General features: G+C 51.9%; 12 protein-coding genes. 4 read left to right on the top strand and 8 right to left on the bottom strand.

The window, feature by feature from the left end:
* Positions 1-36: 36 nt before the first annotated feature.
* Complete coding sequence (locus AB1L42_RS15685) at positions 37-2,523, bottom strand: DUF1592 domain-containing protein (RefSeq protein WP_367057666.1); 2,487 nt, start codon at positions 2,521-2,523, stop codon at positions 37-39.
* 181 nt (positions 2,524-2,704) lie between these two features.
* Between AB1L42_RS15685 and AB1L42_RS15680 the strand changes: the two genes are divergently transcribed.
* A complete protein-coding gene (locus AB1L42_RS15680) occupies positions 2,705-3,070 on the top strand; it encodes a putative quinol monooxygenase (RefSeq protein ID WP_367057663.1) in 366 nt (121 codons plus the stop codon).
* A gap of 174 nt (positions 3,071-3,244) precedes the next feature.
* On the opposite strand, the gene AB1L42_RS15675 is transcribed toward AB1L42_RS15680, so the two are convergent.
* The 6 genes from AB1L42_RS15675 to AB1L42_RS15650 form a co-directional block, all read right to left on the bottom strand.
* Positions 3,245-3,691: a carboxypeptidase-like regulatory domain-containing protein gene (locus AB1L42_RS15675; protein ID WP_367057660.1), complete on the bottom strand. Its 447-nt coding sequence runs from the start codon at positions 3,689-3,691 to the stop codon at positions 3,245-3,247.
* A 287-nt stretch (positions 3,692-3,978) separates the two neighbouring features.
* Positions 3,979-4,932 (bottom strand): DUF1559 domain-containing protein, encoded by a 954-nt coding sequence (locus tag AB1L42_RS15670; protein WP_367057657.1) that lies wholly within the window; start codon positions 4,930-4,932, stop codon positions 3,979-3,981.
* 873 nt (positions 4,933-5,805) lie between these two features.
* On the bottom strand, positions 5,806-8,082 hold the full coding sequence (locus AB1L42_RS15665) for a tetratricopeptide repeat protein (protein ID WP_367057654.1): 2,277 nt from the start codon (positions 8,080-8,082) through the stop codon (positions 5,806-5,808).
* Between the two features lie 157 nt (positions 8,083-8,239).
* Positions 8,240-9,166: a nuclear transport factor 2 family protein gene (locus AB1L42_RS15660; RefSeq protein WP_367057651.1), complete on the bottom strand. Its 927-nt coding sequence runs from the start codon at positions 9,164-9,166 to the stop codon at positions 8,240-8,242.
* 693 nt (positions 9,167-9,859) lie between these two features.
* Entirely contained in the window at positions 9,860-10,840 is a 981-nt protein-coding gene (gene lipA / locus AB1L42_RS15655) for a lipoyl synthase (protein ID WP_367057648.1), read from the bottom strand.
* The gene (locus AB1L42_RS15650; protein ID WP_367057645.1) at positions 10,833-11,579 is read right to left on the bottom strand and encodes a hypothetical protein; all 747 of its coding nucleotides are present in this window, start codon (positions 11,577-11,579) and stop codon (positions 10,833-10,835) included. The genes lipA and AB1L42_RS15650 overlap by 8 nt, the downstream gene beginning before the upstream one ends.
* Before the next feature lie 152 nt (positions 11,580-11,731).
* Between AB1L42_RS15650 and tilS the strand changes: the two genes are divergently transcribed.
* Complete coding sequence (gene tilS, locus AB1L42_RS15645; RefSeq protein ID WP_367057642.1) at positions 11,732-12,754, top strand: tRNA lysidine(34) synthetase TilS; 1,023 nt, start codon at positions 11,732-11,734, stop codon at positions 12,752-12,754.
* 43 nt (positions 12,755-12,797) lie between these two features.
* Here tilS and AB1L42_RS15640 read toward each other — a convergent pair whose 3' ends face one another.
* Complete coding sequence (locus AB1L42_RS15640) at positions 12,798-13,844, bottom strand: linear amide C-N hydrolase (RefSeq protein WP_367057638.1); 1,047 nt, start codon at positions 13,842-13,844, stop codon at positions 12,798-12,800.
* A 500-nt stretch (positions 13,845-14,344) separates the two neighbouring features.
* Here AB1L42_RS15640 and AB1L42_RS15635 point away from each other — a divergent pair, with 500 nt between their 5' ends.
* Complete coding sequence (locus AB1L42_RS15635; RefSeq protein WP_367057635.1) at positions 14,345-14,896, top strand: hypothetical protein; 552 nt, start codon at positions 14,345-14,347, stop codon at positions 14,894-14,896.
* Positions 14,897-15,271: 375 nt separating this feature from the next.
* The gene (locus AB1L42_RS15630) at positions 15,272-17,137 is read left to right on the top strand and encodes an AI-2E family transporter (protein ID WP_367057632.1); all 1,866 of its coding nucleotides are present in this window, start codon (positions 15,272-15,274) and stop codon (positions 17,135-17,137) included.
* Positions 17,138-17,378 lie beyond the last annotated feature (241 nt).

Below are 17,378 nucleotides of genomic sequence, written 5' to 3'. Positions count from 1 at the left end.
CTGAAATGTGGGTCACGACTCGTTTCGGTGTGTCGTCTATTTGCTTCGAAAAATTTCGCTTTCAACGACAGCGTACACGAGTTCCCCGATCCCGGTTTGATTTTCGATCGAATGTTGCACGATCAGATCGATTTCCTCTCGATCTGAGAATCCGAGTTCGCGACCTGTGGCAAACGTCAGAAGTTTCTCAACGAATGTTCGGGTCAATGTTTCTTTCTCTTGGCTGAGTTGATCTCGAAACTCGACAAATCCTTTGAATTTCTTGCCGTCCAGAGTCTCTCCAGATGCGTCCACATGCAACCCGAGTTTGTAGCGAGTCTTTCTGCCATGCACGATTTTCGAGATGGGTGTTCCTCGACCGGATGTAATGCGATAGCGGTCTCGCCAGGCTCCAATCGGATTAAAACTCTCGAGCGCGAAGCCGGGAGGATCGATCATCTGGTGGCATGAGCGGCAGTTCTCGAGATTGCGGTGTTTGGCGAGAATCTGACGGAGTGTCGAAGCTCCACGCGTGTCTGGCTCCACTCCAGGAACTCCCGGGGGAGGGGGGGAAGGTGTGATGCCTAGGATTCGTTCCAGCACCCAGACTCCACGAACAACAGGAGATGTATTCGTTCCGTTGGCAGAGACTTTCAAAACTGCTGCCTGAGTTAAAAAACCTCCGCGGATCTGACTCGCTTCGTCATCGCCGAGAGCGACCTTGCGGATCTCGGGACCATCCACTTCAGGAAGTCCGTAGTGATCAGCCAACCGGCTATTGATCATGGCAAAGTCAGACTTCACGAGTGTTTCAATCGGCAGATCTTCCTTGATCAGCGTTTCGAGGTAAGCGAGTGTCTCACGCCGCATCGAGTGGAGGAGGAACTGATCGTATTCAGGAAAGAGAACCGAATCTGGAGTTGTGAATTCGAGTTCTCGGAGATTCAGCCAGGACTCAGAAAAATCAGAGAGAAACCTTTCGAACTTCTCGCTCTTGATCAGCCGAGATGTTTGCGATCGTAGAGTTTCCGGGTTGGAAGTTAATTCTCCTTTCGAGGCAGCTGCGAGTAGTTCTGCATCCGGACTTGTTCGCGTCAAAAAGTACGACAAGCGAGTTGCGAGTGCGTAGTCGTCCAGTGGGCCAGCGGGCTCCTGGAGAAAGAGAAAACGTGGCGAGCACATGATGGCTGCCGTAGCTGTCTTCAAAGCCTCTTCGATTGACTCACCGTTTTCGACATGTGAGCGAAACAACTCCCGGTAGGGTTGAACGTCTTCGTCCGTGGCAGGTCGGCGAAAGGCTGCCGTTGCGACTCTTTGTAGTGAGTGTGCAGCAACGATCAACGGATCGTCCGCGACAACTTCAAATCGAGGCTGGTACCAGGATTTTTCTTTGTCCTTCGGGTTCTTCGGAGGGACTTCGTGTCGATCGACTCCATCGAAGAGAAGTCGATGGCCACGGCTGGGAAACTCCTCGGTTAATGGACCATCGAGTTCGACATTCAGAATTGCCAGTCCCGGTCCACGATACCGATCGATGCCCAACTTCTTAATGGCGTATTTGGTGTCATAAATTCCATACGGAGTGATTTCGATCATGTAGCGATCTTCGATCCAGGCTGTCAGCTCGATCGTTGTCGGCTCTCCGGGCGGCATTGCGAAGTACTCGAAAGTCGGACGTTCCAGCCCGCGAGCAAATGTTGTGGCACCGACGGAAAACTCGATCGGTTCATCTGACTGGTAGGCATACCCTGTGATTCGAATTCGGTACCAGCCTGCGGATCGCGTCCCGGCTTCTCTCAACATACCGGTGGGGTAACCCCACGGTTGAAAGAAAACGACAGCATCGTCTGGAAGTTTCAACCAGTTCTTCCCGAGAAATCGATCGGCGTTCGCAGTTTTCGCATACGAAGCATCGATGTGAATGGACTCGGGTGGAGATGTGTTTTTTGCAATGCTGGTTTCGAGGACGAGATCTGCTGCATCGAGGTATCGCTGCAACTGAACCATCGACATATTCAACGCTGAACCAATGTTATCGAACTCATGAGACAAGCTGTCAGGCGGGAGGAGTTCCGCCAGCTTCAAGTTTGTCCCAAACATGTCGTTGAGAGTGTTCTGGTACTCTGAAGCATTGAGTCGTCGGAGTTGTGTCCCTTTTTGAGCGGCATGAGCTTCGACAAGGAGCGGTCGAATCGTCGACAGAAAGTCCTCTCGATTTTCCTTCGAGAGAGTGCTCGCATCTGGTGGCGGCATTTCTCCAGCTTCGATCTTGTCAAAGATGCGGACCCAGGTGTCCAGCCATCGTGCTTCGTCGATCGAACCTTCCACAGCTGTCAGATCGAGTCCGCCTTCAGCGGTGGACGAGTCATGGCAGTCCAGGCAGTTTGACGTGAAGAATGCGGTGCTCGCTTGCTTCACATCCGTCGGATTCGCGCAGCATGGTCTGGCATCAACCAGAAGAGTCAAGGCGAGACTGTTCAGGATGATTGCGAGTGAGGCGGCCGACAATTTGTGGAGGCGGAACATCGTGGTGGAAACGCTCATCGAATACGGCAGGTCTGGAATAATCGCATCAGGGTCAACTAGTATAGCCCTCTATTTTGACGACGTGCTCGTCAAAGAACAATGAGCGGCGTAATTCTTTTGCCTACTTTGATTTGCAACGAGAAGAGGCGGCTTTGGCGATTTTCGTGGGCGTCGAACGAATTCGAAGACGCAGCGTGACTTGAAGAAGCACCGCGATCGCTCATCACAAGACAAGAGCCAGCAGAAAGAGGCTGGCAGCGAATGGGGAGGTAAAATGCTGGTTGTTACGGTCAGATTCGAGACGAAACCTGATTGCATTGAAGAGTTTCGCGAAGCCATTCTGTTTCAAGCCCGTTCTTCGAGAGAGAATGAAGAAGGCTGTCGACAGTTCGATGTCTGTCAATCAATCGATGAACCGACAGTATTTTCGGTCTACGAAATCTATCAAGACGAAGCTGCCTTCGAGGTTCACAAAACAAGCCCTCACTCAGCGATTACTCGCGAGCGTATCGGAGATCTTTTGGCATCCCGAGATCTCAAGGTTTGGACTCGGATTAGCGATTGATTGAGACGGCCGGTAATTCCGCGCGGTATGAAAACAGCGGATCGCATGCTCGGAAGAGATTGAGCACTCTCTGTCTCACGAGATCATGAAGCGTACTGACCGGTTCTGTGCTCTCGTTTGAATTTGGTAGTTAAACGAGAGCACAGAAGGTGCAGTTTTCAGTCTGGCGATTTCTTAGAGAGGTTGGGAAGTCGACCCATCACTTGCCAGATCGAAGTCGAAGGTGGATGAATCGTCATCAACTGTCACGACGATTTTGGAGTCTTTCCGATAAGCTTCATGGAACTCTTCCACACCTGAGTTTTCGACAGGTGGTCCAGCTTCGGATTCTTCACCGACTCCGCCTTCTTCTTCGGAGTTCAATCCGAGAATCTTTCGAGTGGTGCTGAACTCGATTTGCTTTTCGCCGGGCATCACGCCGTACTTTTCGCTGTTGAACCAAAGTCGATAATACCCTGACGAATTTGTCAGTCCGTACGATTCGTTTCCGTTCGAGACATCTTTGAACGCGACCACTGCTCCAGGAACGGGTTCTCCATCAATCTTGATGGTTCCACTGACATCCACCAGGCCGAGGCTTGCGTAGTCGGGAGATTGGCTGCTGCATGCCGACAAAAACACGAGGCAACAAACGAGTGCTAAACGATATCTAATCATAATCAATGAGTGAGTTAAGTTGAGTCAGTAAGTCTGCCTGAAAACCGAGGCAGAGTGAAGACGAAGCGTTTCGCGTCGAGCGGCAAAGTCGGTCCAACTCTCCCGGAGCTCAAGACGGAATTACTCAGCTTTTGGTTGAGCGTATCCGTCTTAAGTTGTTTCGTGAGAGTTTACATAAGACCTGACGAATCAATACTTGATTGCTGCTCGTTGACTCCAATATGTGAATCAATAACGAGTTTTAATCGACGTTAGAATTCGCCGATGACTTCACCGTTTCGGATCGTTCCGAGTGATCGAAGAAGATCCTGGTCGATGTTCTCAGAGACGAATCGGACAGCACCGTCAGCCATTCCAAAATGAGCTCCGCCTGGATGGTAGCTTCCGAATGACATTTCCATGATCACCCCATGAACACTTGGATCCGTGACGCGGGCATTGAGTTTCCCGTAGGTTGATCCGAGGCCTTCGCTGTATTCCGTGCCGCCACGATCGCCAGGACGACAATCCCAGCCACCCGTTTGCGGTGCACCGAACAGCCAGTAGTCCATTCCCTGGTTGTCTTTGACAAAGTTAGGCTCTGTTCGGCTTTCACCGATCATGAACGTGGAAGATGTTCCGTCCAGAATGTCGCGAATACGGGTGCTGCTGCAGCCGTAGAACATTCCGTCCAGTCCTGTCTGTTCTTCGAGAGCATGGACGGGATGTCCGGAAGGAACAGTACTGAGATCGTCGGAAACAGCGTTCGAACCTGATACGGCTCGGTAGCTTGTTGGGACTCGACCGGGAATTCCCTGGTTGTCGACGTTTGTGGGCACAGCCATGCTTGGGCATCGAAAGACGGACACGACAGTTCCACAAGCCGATTGGTTGGGCGATCCGTTGGCGTTCCAGTTTCCGGGGCCGCTTTCCTGCCAAACGAGAGTGTTGTACAGGTTAGCTTGCTCCAGTTCAGGAAGAATCATTGCCGACCAGAGTGTTTCTCTCTCGTCAAAACCGAAGGGGAATGCACCCTTTTGGTCATGATAGTTGTGAAGTGCGAGGCAGATGTTTTTGAGGTTGTTCTTACAGGACGTTCGTCGGGCTGCCTCACGTGCCTGTTGAACTGCTGGGAGTAGCAGTGCAATCAGAATTGCAATGATTGCAATGACGACGAGAAGTTCAATCAGCGTGAACCCTCGGCGTGATTTAATGTTTACAGACATTCCTTTCAGTTCCTCATTCAATTGCAGTACCGTGGATAAGATAAAATGACAAGTTGTGCTCTAGATGAGTCGAGAAACTCTTCTCAACGCTTGTAAGGCTTCGCTTTGGAAGGCCATAAATGATTCAACATGTGTAACACTTTGGATGTTTCCACATGCATGATTGGATGGGTTGTTCGAGAGCTCCGTTTAATTGGGAGATCTTCTCGAAACCGCATTCATCGTTATTTGCGGTTGCCTGTATTGGTCAGATTCACTGGGTGATGCGGTTGCTCTTTTGAGACATCGCAGGCCAGAGGTCAGATGCTCTGGTTGTTCGGATTTGCTTTGATGCAACTCGTGATCTGATGAATCAGGGAACGATTCATGAGCACAGGTCGAAAGCGACTCTGCGTCTCTTCATGAACCTCGACAGCACACGTTGTCATTGAATTGATGATCCGTCACTCGCGAGGGAAATGACGTCCATCAAGACGGGCGGAATGTTCTCGATGAGTGTTAAGGTTTGATGAGCAATCGATTGTGATTGTGAAAGTTTTTGAGTTTGAGAACGAATTGCACGTGCCACTGATCATGGATCAATTCAACTTGATCGGTCACTGAAGAATCCGCTCGAGATATTCAGGCGTTTGATTGCAATTTCGCGAGAATTGCATCAATGCGGGATGATGAATTGCCGCTGATTGGACAAGTGGAGATCGATGAAGTTTGGAAATCTGAATGATCAGGCGATCGAGAGGGAGGAAATGTGATCGGCCCGCGTCGATGAATGGGCGATGCGAAGTTGCCGAAATGAAGTAAAAAGAAAAACGCAGCGTACCCACTTTGGGAACGCTGCGTTCAGCAGAAGTTCAAGACAACTCGATTTGAAGTTTATGGCTTCGTGAAGGTGAGTTTCGTCGAGTCGTCGATCGAGCTGAATTGCATCGTCTTGTCGGATGTCAGTTCGATTTTGCAGAGCATGGTCCCTCCGGAGTCCGGCTGCATTACGAGATTCTTGCCTCGAACAGTGAAGGCCCCTTTAACCGATTGTGGTTTTCCGTCCCGTGTAAAGGTCCAGGTGAAGGAGTCTTTCGGATCGAGGATCATCACGTAAGTCCCTTTGTCATCTTGAGCTGTCCAGGTTCCCACAAGTTGTGCGATGGGGTAGGCCGGTTTTTCAAGATCTGGAGCGGGAGCTTGGTCGGACGAAGAGCTGTCGGACTTGGGTGGATCGTACATTTTCACGAGGTCGGCAGTCAGAGTGTCATCCGGTTTGATCTGAATGACTTTCTTCCACTGTGCGACTGCTGCGTCCTCGTGACCGGCTGTCAGGTAGTGATACCCCAGCAGGAACATCGCTGCCGCATCGTCAGGATTTTCGCGAACGTGTGCTTCCAGCTTGCGAAGCTGTTTGGTGTAGACGTCGGCGTCATCGTACAGGCTGATCATTGTCGTCCAGTCCCATCCCGGACCAGCCGCCAGAACTGCATGAATTGTGGCAGCTGCATCTTGGTATTGTCCGAGTGCAAAGAGGCACAAGCTTCGGAATTCGTTCAGCGCTGCGTCTTCAGGAGCGTATGAAAGTGACTCGTTTGTGAGTTTCAGTGCCTGATCGAATTGTTCGTCGTAGAAGGCTTGTCGGGCTTTGTTGAACGTTTCGGTCAACGGATCCGAAGAGCTGTCGCTCGAATCGCTCTCACTGGATTCTTGTGACTCGTACGATGGGTTCCCGACGATCGGCTGAGAGTAGTTCACGACTGTCTGATCGTTCACGTAAACCGGACCGGTGTAGTACGGGTTGTAATAGTCGCCGACACCGAACATGTAGTCGACAACGTTCAGGCCCCACATCGTTGCTCCGAATGCCGCTGCAACTGGATATTCATCCCAAAGGTAATTCCAGCTTCCGTGTCCCCAGACCGGGCAATATCCGTTGTACCATCCCCAGCTGCGCGACCAGTGGCCGGCTGGTCCGAAGTACCCAGTGTGTCCCCAGGCACCATTTGGACCGACATGTCCAGTATGCCCCCAGTGACCTCCGTTGGGACCCCAGACTCCCGTGTGTCCCCAGTAGCCGTTCGGTCCCCAGAATCCAAAGTGATTCACTTCGCCGCCGTGTGGACCGACCCATTGTTGACGTGCCCAGGCACTGTCTCCCCAATGGTTTTGAAGCTGATCGAAACGTGTCGAAAGATCTTGATGACGTTCTGGGATGGTCCCTCGATCGCTGGGAGTCCACCGAGTTCCAGCTCCACCCTGTCCGGGTCGCATTCCCGGATTGAGTGTGCCAGCTCCACCTTCGCCCGGTCGAGTTCCCGGCAGTCGTTCTCCAGCTCCACCTTCTCCGGGACGAGTTCCCGGCAAGCGAGTTCCGGCTCCTCCTTCACCCGGACGCATACCTGGGAGTCTTTCACCAGCGCCTCCTTCTCCGGGATGAATGCTTGGAAGCCGATTGCCTGCGCCACCAGCTCCTCCCCGGGCAGGTCCGAATCCGGGAAGTGACGCTGTGCCTGATCCGGGACCGAAACCATTAGAGGGATGAAATCCATTCGGGTGTGTTCCGCCGCCTGAAGGTAGACCGGGGCGTCCATTGCCGCCGAAGATGTCCGGTCGATTTCCGGGAGTAAGATCAGGACGAGTAATTCCTCCGCCGGGGCTCAAAGGATTCCGATCTCCAGTTCCCAATCCGAGACCGCCAGACCCGAAACCGCCGGTTTGAGGCCGATGAACCAGGTTGGAGTTGTTGAATCCGCCGCCTCCTCCAAGATTCAAATTGGGGCGATCGCCTGACAGCGGTGAGTGCGATGGTAGATTTGGTCGGAATCCGCCTCCGGAAAGTCCTCCTCCGGAGAAGCCATTGCCGCCTCCAAAGTTGCCACCTCCGCCGAAACTCCCGCCGTGAAATCCTCCTCCACCACCAAAGTTGGCGCTGTGAATCCCTCCGCCTCCTCCGCCGAGTCCTCCAGCATGGAATCCCCCGCCACCAAGACCGCCTCCGTGGAAGCCTCCTCCACCGATTCCACCACCGTGAAATCCGCCGCCACCAAGACCCCCACCGTGGAATCCTCCGAGGCCACCGCCACCGAAGCCGCGTGCGAAAGTCGTGTTGGTCGACAAAGGGAAACTCAGGGCTGCGATGGCGCACACCCAGAAGTATCGTCGATTCATTTTTGTTCTCCCAAACGTGTCGAGCACGTTGTTATGGATTTTGTAACTGGATTGAATTCAACCTGATGGGCTGTGTTGTTCTCATCGCGAAACAACATCAATCAGGTTTATGGATTCGTCTTCATCTCAAAATTGATGAATCTGGCAACTTCAAGCGTTAGTTGACATTCATTTCAACTTCGACGGTGGGTGGCTTTCGCACGACACGGTGAACGGTTGAAGGGAGGCTGACACCATTGACGAGACGTTGAGTCTCTGACACGACGATGGCGTCATCTCCGTCTGCCAAGTACGTCAAGAGTGCTGATCGACGGACTCCGTTGGCATCGAGTCCACTCATATTGACGGACCAGCTTCCATCAGGATTCGGTTGCCACCAGCCTTCGGTTGTTCCGCCGTGAGACTCGAAGACCCACGAGTGAAACTGATTTCGTTCGGCGTCCCAGGCGATGCGGTGAGTTCCGGTCCAACTGACGTCGTCAGATTGCTCGACTGTAAATGTGCCAACGAGAAAATTCTGATCCTCTGACCAGTCCCAAGTTGATTGAGTGACGACACCTCGAACGTCTTCATGCCAGTCACCCAACAACCATGTGAGTGCTTTCAGTTGTTCGTGCGAACTCATTGTTCCTGAGCTGAGCTCGCGGATGCTGGCCATCAGCCAGGACCCGTTGTTTTGTTTGACGTGCGTTGTGGTGTAGTGAGTCCGGATTGTGGCTGCGCCTTCACCTTCAGGGGTGAAAGAGGCAACGCCGTCTTCGACCATTACTCCGTGGGCGATCTGTCGAATTGAGACCATTTCGATCATGAGTTCTCCGGGAGGCGTGACCGCGAAGTTGGCAGCGAGCTCTGCTTCGATGACTGGACGACCGTGGAAGATCGTTCCCGATATGTCGACGTACTCAGCTTCATCCGTAAACAGGTTCGCGAGGGCAGTCGCGTCGCGATTGTTAAACGCTTCGATGTAGTGATTCGCAGTCTGTTCCGCGATCACTTGTAGAGCAGGCTTTGTATTCGTCTGTGCTGGGGCGTTTGTGCTCCAGAACAGCATTGATACTGCAAGAAACGCAATGAGTCGCTGCATATGTTTACTCCTGAAGTGGCCTGAATTGAGAAGGGTTTACTTTGAGTCGCTTCCACGGTCGCAAATTCCAATGAACTCTGCGAAGTGTGAAAGCGACACTTTTTCAACGTCTGTTTGGATTGCACGAGAACTCGGATGAGATCGCTCACTCCACACGACATCGAGGGAGTGGCCAGTTTCGATCCGGGATATGAATGTGAGTATTTCACAGTTCGAGCAGTCAACACGTGGATGACTTTCACGGGAACGGGAAATCTGAAGAGGATGCAGTTTTCCAAATGTACTGAGCCCAAACATACGACGAGTTATGACACAACATGATTCTCTCTGTGATTCTTTCACGAACTCGTGAGAACAGTGTGAAGCTGTGGCGGTCCATCTGATGAAGAAAGAGCAGGGACCCTACTGAGAGAATACAACTTCTGAAGCTAAGCGACTACTTTCAGGAATGAAATCGCCAATGATGTCAGACTTCAACATGAGACGCCGACGTCGCAAATGTGCGTGTCTGGAATAAGTCCTCAAGCTTCATCGTGTGAGGAAGTAGAGGCTTCAGAACGTAGGCCATTAGGACGATTCATCGATTGTCGAGATTTGATGTGCGTCGTTACCAGGAGCCAAAAACGAAGCGATCCCGCCAATCCGAAGAAGGGCGAGATCGTCCATGTGTTTTCCGAGAACCGCTCGGTTGATTTATTTCACTGAAGAAATGACTGTTCCGGTGGCCATGTCGTGAACCATTTCGCCGGCGTGGTAACTTGATCGCACAAATGGGCCGCAAGCGACCATCGAGAACCCAAGTCGGTGACACTGCTTCGCGATTTCTTCGAACTCTTCCGGTGGAACGAATCGTTCGACAGGCAATTGACCGGGGCTGGGTTGCAGGTACTGGCCAATCGTGATCATGTCGACTCCGACTGCTCGCAAGTCGGCACAGGTTTCAACGACTTCTTCGATCGTTTCTCCGAGACCAAGCATCAGCCCGCTCTTTGTGGCCATCGACGGGTCTTCCTCTTTGACCTGTGCGAGGAGATCGAGTGTTCGCTGATAGACAGCGTTTCTGCGGACACGATCGTAGAGTCGAGGAACGGTTTCTGTATTGTGGTTGAAGACATCGGGCTTGGCCTCGATGACCCGGCTGATGGCCTGACGATTTCCGAGGAAATCTGACGTCAGGACTTCAACAGCTGCTCCAGTGCGTTCGCGAACTTTGACGACACATTGGTAGAAATGCTCGGCTCCTCCGTCGGGGAGATCATCGCGTGTGACGCAGGTGATGACGACATGCTTCAAACCGAGTCGGAGAGCTGCTTCGGCGACGCGATCCGGTTCGTCCTCTTCAACAGTTTCCGTCTTGCCTTTGGGGACCGAACAGAAGCCGCAAGGACGCGTGCAGACGTTTCCGAGAATCATGAACGTCGCCGTTCGCTGTGCCCAGCATTCGCTGCGGTTCGGGCACTTGGCGCTTTCGCAAACGGTCTCGAGACCGAGGTCTTCGATGATTCCCCCGGTGAATGCCATCTCCGCGCTCGGCATCGGACGCTTCAGCCATTTGGGAAGACGTCGTCGCGGCGCGCTTTTGCCGGCGTCTAATTGAGTGAGATTCGGGTCAGGCGAAGATCCACAACATCCGCCAGACGTCGCAGCGGAATCGACAATCGGAAGTTCATGCATGAGTCAAAATTCTTTGAGTCGTACGTTTCAGAAGTGGATGTCCTGTCGAGACATCAGATGTTTCGTATTGAAATTGTTCGGAGACTTTCCGGATGACAGTTTCACGCAGCGTTGGCATCGGGACCGGCTGGAGACGATGGGCTTGAATTGAAGTCGCCGAAACCCCGACGTTGTTCGGAGTCGTCAGACTCATCATCTCAGGTGGAGTGGTGACGTTCAAGAAGACACCATGGTTGGAAACCCAGGAACGGACGCTGCTGCCAAAGTATCCAAGTTGGCCCCCGCGTCCCCACAGCCCACTCGCTTCATGATTGCGTTTCGCAGGGACTTTGAGTTCCCGACAAGTGAGGCAAAGTGCCTGTTCCAGACGGCTTCGAAACTCTGAGAGTCCGACTCCGATTTTGTCTAACGGAAAAATTGGATAGACAGCAAGCTGACCCGGAGCATGAGCGAAGGCTCCGCCACTTCTGGCTACCCACCTCACATCAACATCTGGCGATGCCGTGTTTCGCTTTTCGAGATGAATGTGTGAACGTGATCCCTGACGCCCAACCGTAATGAGTGGGGGATGTTCACAGAGAAGCAAGATTCCGTCTGCCGATCGGCGTCCGCTGATCTCATAGGTGAGATACTCTTGCAGCCCGAGAAATGCAGGATAGTCGACAGTTCCGAGTAAATGGACCTCAAGCGTTCCCGCATGATGCGGAAGTTGATTTTCGCTTGAGTGGTAACTGGACATTTCCTGGCTCGTTAATCATAGAACTCCTCTGCCGAGATTTTGGCAGTGCTGGAGTAGTGAGATCTTCCTGACAAATCCTAACATTGTCGAATGTGACCGGTCCAGAGTAGGTCGCGACCTTCAGAAATGACAAGCAAGAGGCGATTGATTGAATGGCAAAATCGCAACATCCAGCATTGCTTTCTTCGGTTCGCAAATTTCTCTGCTCCCGTCAAATCTGCAAGACAACAATTATTGTAGCTGTTTCCGGAGGTGCGGACAGTCTTTGTCTGCTGGCAGCACTGCACGAACTCACTGAGGATCTTGATCTCGAACTTCATGTCGGGCATTTCAATCACCAACTGCGCCCAGAATCAGAAGACGATTCAGAATTCGTTCGCTCTGTTTGCTGCCGATACGGGATTTCTTGCAGCGTTGGAGAACCGCCGTCGGGGATCATTCGTTCGGGGAGCGAGAATGAGTCACGTAACCTGCGATACGAATGGCTGCAAAGCCTCGCGGCCGATCATTCCGCTCCCTGGGTTGCAGTCGCTCATACTCAAGATGATCAGGTGGAAACAATTTTGCATCATATTGTTCGCGGCACTGGACTTCGCGGGCTGCGAGGGATTCCGCCGAGTCGCGAATTGAATTCAGAGACGACACTCATCCGGCCTCTTCTCGACTGCACTCGCGCGGCCGTCGAAGACTGGCTTAAAAAATCGAATCTCGAATTTCGGACCGATGAATCAAACCTCGATCGGGATTTCACTCGAAATCGAATTCGTCACGATCTGTTGCCGATCTTGAAGTCGTCCTTCAATACACAAGTTGCGGAAGCACTACTGAAACTTGGTAAGCAAGCCGATCGTGCGCAGCGGACATTCGACGAGCTTGTCGTTCCGTTGTTCGATGAAGCAGTGACGATGGAATCAGCCGATCGAATCGTGATTGACACAGTACCGTTGGCTGACCAGCCGAAGGGGTTGATCACTGAGGTTCTGGTCACTGTTTGGAAACGAGCCAACTGGCCACGCCGTGGGTTTACCTTCGAGCACTGGTCGCAACTCGCGGAGATGATCAAATTTCGGACGCCAAGGAGTATTTCTCTTCCCGGTCCGGTTCAGGCAACACGACGAAAGAAGAAAGTCGAACTCGTGTTCGAACGACGAAGTGAACAGTCGAGCTCATCATGAACCCGACTGTTCCAAATGTTTCGTCTTCAGGTTTGTTCGCCGTTTAATCTTCGGGCTTAAGGAAATCGAACATCTTCGTGGGTGTGAAGTCTTTCGAAACGTCGCCCATCAGGTCATAGTTCTCAAAAACGGTCAACTTCTGCACAGGTTGGCTGGAATCGAAGTTCAACTCTTCGAGTTTGATCCAGAGAACCTGCGGACTCATCACGGAGTCGAAGTACAGCACACGATTCGACAAGTCGGTAACCGTTCGCCAAATTGTCGTTGAGACGTTAGGGCGTTCGGGATTCGAAATTCCGAAGGGAGCAGAAACATTTCGCATGACGCTCATCATGGCCGCGATTGCTTCTCGATCGGATTTCGGATCGGGAAGATTATTAACGTAATAGGCTCCGCGAATGAATCGGTCCGCTGGTTCTGTCGATCCCGGAAGCGGTTTGTCTCCTCCAAAAGCTCGATATTGCTTGAGATTGGTGAGTTGTTTGTCGAACGATGGCTGATTCGTCATCACGACATATTCGCGGCTGTGGTAAACTCGAATCTCTCCATCGAGGCATTCCAGAATCGCTGAGTCACCTGTTGGATCGTTCAACGCAATGTGGACTGTGGCTGGCTTTCCGCTGGTTGGCTCGACGGCCATTCGCAGTTGATAAGGGTTGGTCTTGAGTGAATCGACTGCTTCCTGAACTGTCGCGAATTGATCGAGGTAATATTGCACCCACAGTGACATCGAAAGCCCTGGAAGTGATTCATCGCGTGGACCGACCGTCGTTTCCGGCAGATAAAGGAGATGGCCGGCCAATCCTTTTTCGTTGATACCGTCTGCAGTACCGACGTCGTAAGTTGTGACGACAACGCTTCCGTATTTGCTGGTCCACTTGAGCGGATTCACTTCAGAAAGTCCGCTGCGTTCCATGCCTCTAGGAAGCAGCCAGATGTTGCTGCGAATGTCTTCGAACCAATCCATGTTGCGTCCGACGACGACGGACCAGCCGTTGTCATTCCAAAGGACTCGCGAACAGGATTCGCCCGACGAGCTGAGAAAACAGAGAGATGCGAGACTGAGAATTGCAGCGCTAAATCGTTTCATGGAGTTTCGCCTTGCTTAGAAAGCCAGGATGTCGTGGTGATCGGGAGCAGGTGCCCATCCAGTCGTGAGGGAACGTATCAGGACTAACCTAACGCATGAACTGCCCGCGAGCGAAGAATTCGGTCGAAAGGTATCCCGCAAAGTCATTGCAGATGCAAATTACAATGAGTTTCATGTCGGTCTTCTACTCATGTTCAAACGATTCCAGTGAGTTTCGATAAACATCAAGAAGTTCTTCCAGCTGGGAAGTCTGACTCGAGATTGATGATGGAATGCATTCGCATGATGACAAATTCAATGGATGCGTTGTTTCTTCGCAACAGGACAGTCAGGGCATCGACATTATGTCAAAATTCTGCTGCTTGAGACTCGTACTGCCAAGTTGCGACCGATAGTCTGATGGACAGGTCGTGGTGACCTGTAAATCATGACCATCTTCGTGTTTGCGAGATATGGCTGCAATTGGTGATAACCATCAATTGTTTGTGGGGAGACTCTCTTTGAACACTGATCAAGACGTCGCGACAACTTCCAAATCCAGCTCATCGGGGTTCAAAGCCCGGGCGATTCTCTTCGTGGGAATGCTCGCACTGGCGCTCATCGGCATGGGGCTCACCATGTCGTCGGACAAAGGGGAAAAGAGCTGGGAGTTCTGGGTCTTCCTGTTGACCGTGTACGGAAGCGTAAGCATTTACTGGGCGTGGAAACGAGCCCGAAGAAAAGGCCTTCCGGTCTGGGGGATGATCCGTGCCCAGGTGTTGCACTGGTTGAGTGTGCTCGTGGTCTTTGGAATCCTGGTGCTGTTTGAACGAACAGAAATCATTAATCGGGAATCAGCATCAAACGTGGCTCTACTCGTTCTGGCACTGGCCTGTTTTCAGGCTGGGGTCCATTTCGATTGGGTGTTCGCACTGCTCGGTTTGGTGCTCGCGTTAATGGTGATCTCGATCGGTTATCTGGAGCAGTATGTCGTCTGGATCGTGATGGTTCCGGTAATTATCGCAGCCGTTTGGGTCTTCTTCCAGATGCGGAAACGAAACTCAGCTGATTGAGACTGAAGAACGTGCTTCTCCAGCCGCTGCACTTTGACATCGAGCGGCGTCGTCAAAATTAGAATGGGGCTGAGATTGTCACGATCGTCTGAGGCGGAATTGTCTCACATGTAGGTTGGATAGAGCCTCAGCAAGTCGTCTGACGATCTTCATTCAGTCTTTCGATAATCGACGTATTCTGACCGAATCAGCGGAGCACTGGAGACGAGGATTCAAGCGACGACTCGGTCAATTTCAGCACGTCTTCGTGAAGCAACTTGTCAAATCGAATCATTGAACTGACTTCGTTCTGTGTTTCCTTCTGACCAGCCATGAAATCGTGTTCCAGAATTGCGTTCAGTATCACAGTTCAAGCAATTTCGACGGGGAGCAGAAATGTCCGATGATTCCGTTGCGAACTTTCTGTCGCGAACGCATTGGCAACGTTGGGTCATTTGGGGGCTCTTCATTTTCCTCGTCTACGAGTTGCGAGACTTCTTCTTCATCGCATTCGTGACGTTCCTCTTGTGCTACATCGTCCGAGCGATTGTGACTGCATTGACGAAGCGATTGTCTCCCGGACACGAAAGAGTCTGGCTGGATCGATTGCTGACATTGGGAACATTCGCAGTCATCGCTTCTGTCATCGCTGGCGCAGTTCTTTGGATTGGTCCTCAGATCATTCAGCAAAGCAGAGCGTTATTGGTTCGGCAGCAATTCTCCAGTCCACAAAACGCGCTCGAGGGGCTTCTCAATCGAACGGTCGGTTCCGTGCTCATGTGGCAGCAGTATGGCGGTTCACAGGATGAACGATATCAGACAGCTCTCAAACAATATCGAGAAGATGGCCGGCAAGGAGAGGGCTACTACTCACAGTTCTCAGCGCTGCACGCTCACCTGAAATCCGGATTTCAGGCGGAGTACGAAGAGGGCGAACGACGGCGGATTGAACAACTCGTTCGCACAGAGAAATCCGAAAGTGATGAATTCGACGAGTGGTTTCTGCAGGTCAAAGCACCTGAATTGTTCGAACAGCATCGACAGAAGTATCTCGACGATTGGGGAATCGATACTCAATCGAATCAATCCGAAGATGACCAAACCGTCGACGAAAGTAACTCAAGCGACTTAACACCATCCACAAAACGAAATGGCAGCCTCGATGCAACAATTCGTCAGCGGATCCTGGATGACGTCGAATCTGATCCCATAGTCCTCGCGGACTTGCGAAGAGAATGGGAACAGGCAATTGCTGATTCGCGCTGGAGAGAGTTTTTGCACACTGCTGAATATCAGCAAGCCTTTGAGGCATTCTACAAAGAACAGCGAGAAGAAAATCCCGACGCGATTCCGTTCACCTACGAAACTTACATGAAGCTGAAGGCTGCCTATCCGAAAGGGAAGGATGCATTCGCTCAAGCGTTGCCTGACAAATCGGAAACGGAGTCGCACGAAACAGCTGTTGAGACTCGCGAAGACTTCGAACTCGCGATGCAACGAGACCTCGCACAGCAATGGTGGAGTCAGGCACCGATGGCAGCTTCCATCCGCCAACACGCCAAAGAGGACCTGCCGAAACTCATTGAGTCTTTTGGGGAAACACTCAAGAGCCTGTTGCACAAACTTCTTGAGGTGCCCGCTCAACTCGTCACAGCTCTGCTCCTGAGTATGTTTATCTGCTTCGACATGTTGCACTTGAAGAAATCAGTTGCCAGCCTCAAAGAGACTCGTGTGAAACACTTTTACAATGAGATCGTTCCAGGTCTCATTGTTTTCTCTCGACTGATTGGCCGCTCATTCAGTGCGCAAGCATTGATCGCAGTCTTCAATACACTTCTCTCGTTCCTGCTCCTGTGGATGCTGGGAATTGGCAACGAACTCTTGCTCTGCACGTTCGTTTTTCTCGGCAGTTTCATCCCGGTCCTTGGAGTGTTGCTCTCTGGTATTCCAATCGTTTTGCAGGCAATTCTTCAGCCGGACGGAAGCCTTGAGCTGGCGATTCAGGTCATCATCGGAATTCTGGTCATTCACCTTATCGAAGCCAGTTTCCTCAGCCCGAAAATCGTCGGCAAAGTTCTGCACCTGCATCCCGTGGCGGTCCTCGTCATTCTGGCGATCGGAGAACACTTCTTCGGACTCTGGGGACTTCTGCTGGGAGTTCCCGTCGCTGTCTATTTGATGCGTGTTGTCATTCTCAACGAACCGATCCCGGGGATTTACGATCCGAAGTCACGCTTGGAAACGACGACTCAGCCGGCTTAATTGACCCTCGATGTTGTGAGTTGAGAAACGAAAGAGCCGCTTCGCTATGCCCCTCAATGCGAAGCAGTCACTTCGAACCTGATGGCCGAGCTGAAGCAGGTTCGCCGCTGCAATCCACATAACTGTTGTATTCGGAACTCCGAATTCTTTCGGAGTGGTGACATTTCGCAACATTGGGCAGTGTTCGAAAGCTAGCTTTGCGAGAGATCGGTCAGAGTGACCGAAATTTCTTTCGACCGCA

Origin of the sequence: Thalassoglobus sp. JC818, assembly GCF_040717535.1 — a bacterium.
In the GTDB taxonomy this organism is placed as follows: Bacteria; Planctomycetota; Planctomycetia; order Planctomycetales; family Planctomycetaceae; genus Thalassoglobus.
This window is presented reverse-complemented; position numbering and strand designations above follow the sequence as displayed.

Bases quoted from the DNA above. Each gene is read 5' to 3' on its own strand.
- AB1L42_RS15650 (WP_367057645.1), bottom strand. From the start codon at position 11,579: ATGTCCAGTTACCACTCAAGCGAAAATCAACTTCCGCATCATGCGGGA.
- AB1L42_RS15640 (WP_367057638.1), bottom strand. From the start codon at position 13,844: ATGAAACGATTTAGCGCTGCAATTCTCAGTCTCGCATCTCTCTGTTTT.
- AB1L42_RS15670 (WP_367057657.1), bottom strand. From the start codon at position 4,932: ATGTCTGTAAACATTAAATCACGCCGAGGGTTCACGCTGATTGAACTT.
- AB1L42_RS15630 (WP_367057632.1), top strand. From the start codon at position 15,272: ATGTCCGATGATTCCGTTGCGAACTTTCTGTCGCGAACGCATTGGCAA.
- AB1L42_RS15660 (WP_367057651.1), bottom strand. From the start codon at position 9,166: ATGCAGCGACTCATTGCGTTTCTTGCAGTATCAATGCTGTTCTGGAGC.
- AB1L42_RS15665 (WP_367057654.1), bottom strand. From the start codon at position 8,082: ATGAATCGACGATACTTCTGGGTGTGCGCCATCGCAGCCCTGAGTTTC.
- lipA (WP_367057648.1), bottom strand. From the start codon at position 10,840: ATGCATGAACTTCCGATTGTCGATTCCGCTGCGACGTCTGGCGGATGT.
- tilS (WP_367057642.1), top strand. From the start codon at position 11,732: ATGGCAAAATCGCAACATCCAGCATTGCTTTCTTCGGTTCGCAAATTT.
- AB1L42_RS15685 (WP_367057666.1), bottom strand. From the start codon at position 2,523: ATGAGCGTTTCCACCACGATGTTCCGCCTCCACAAATTGTCGGCCGCC.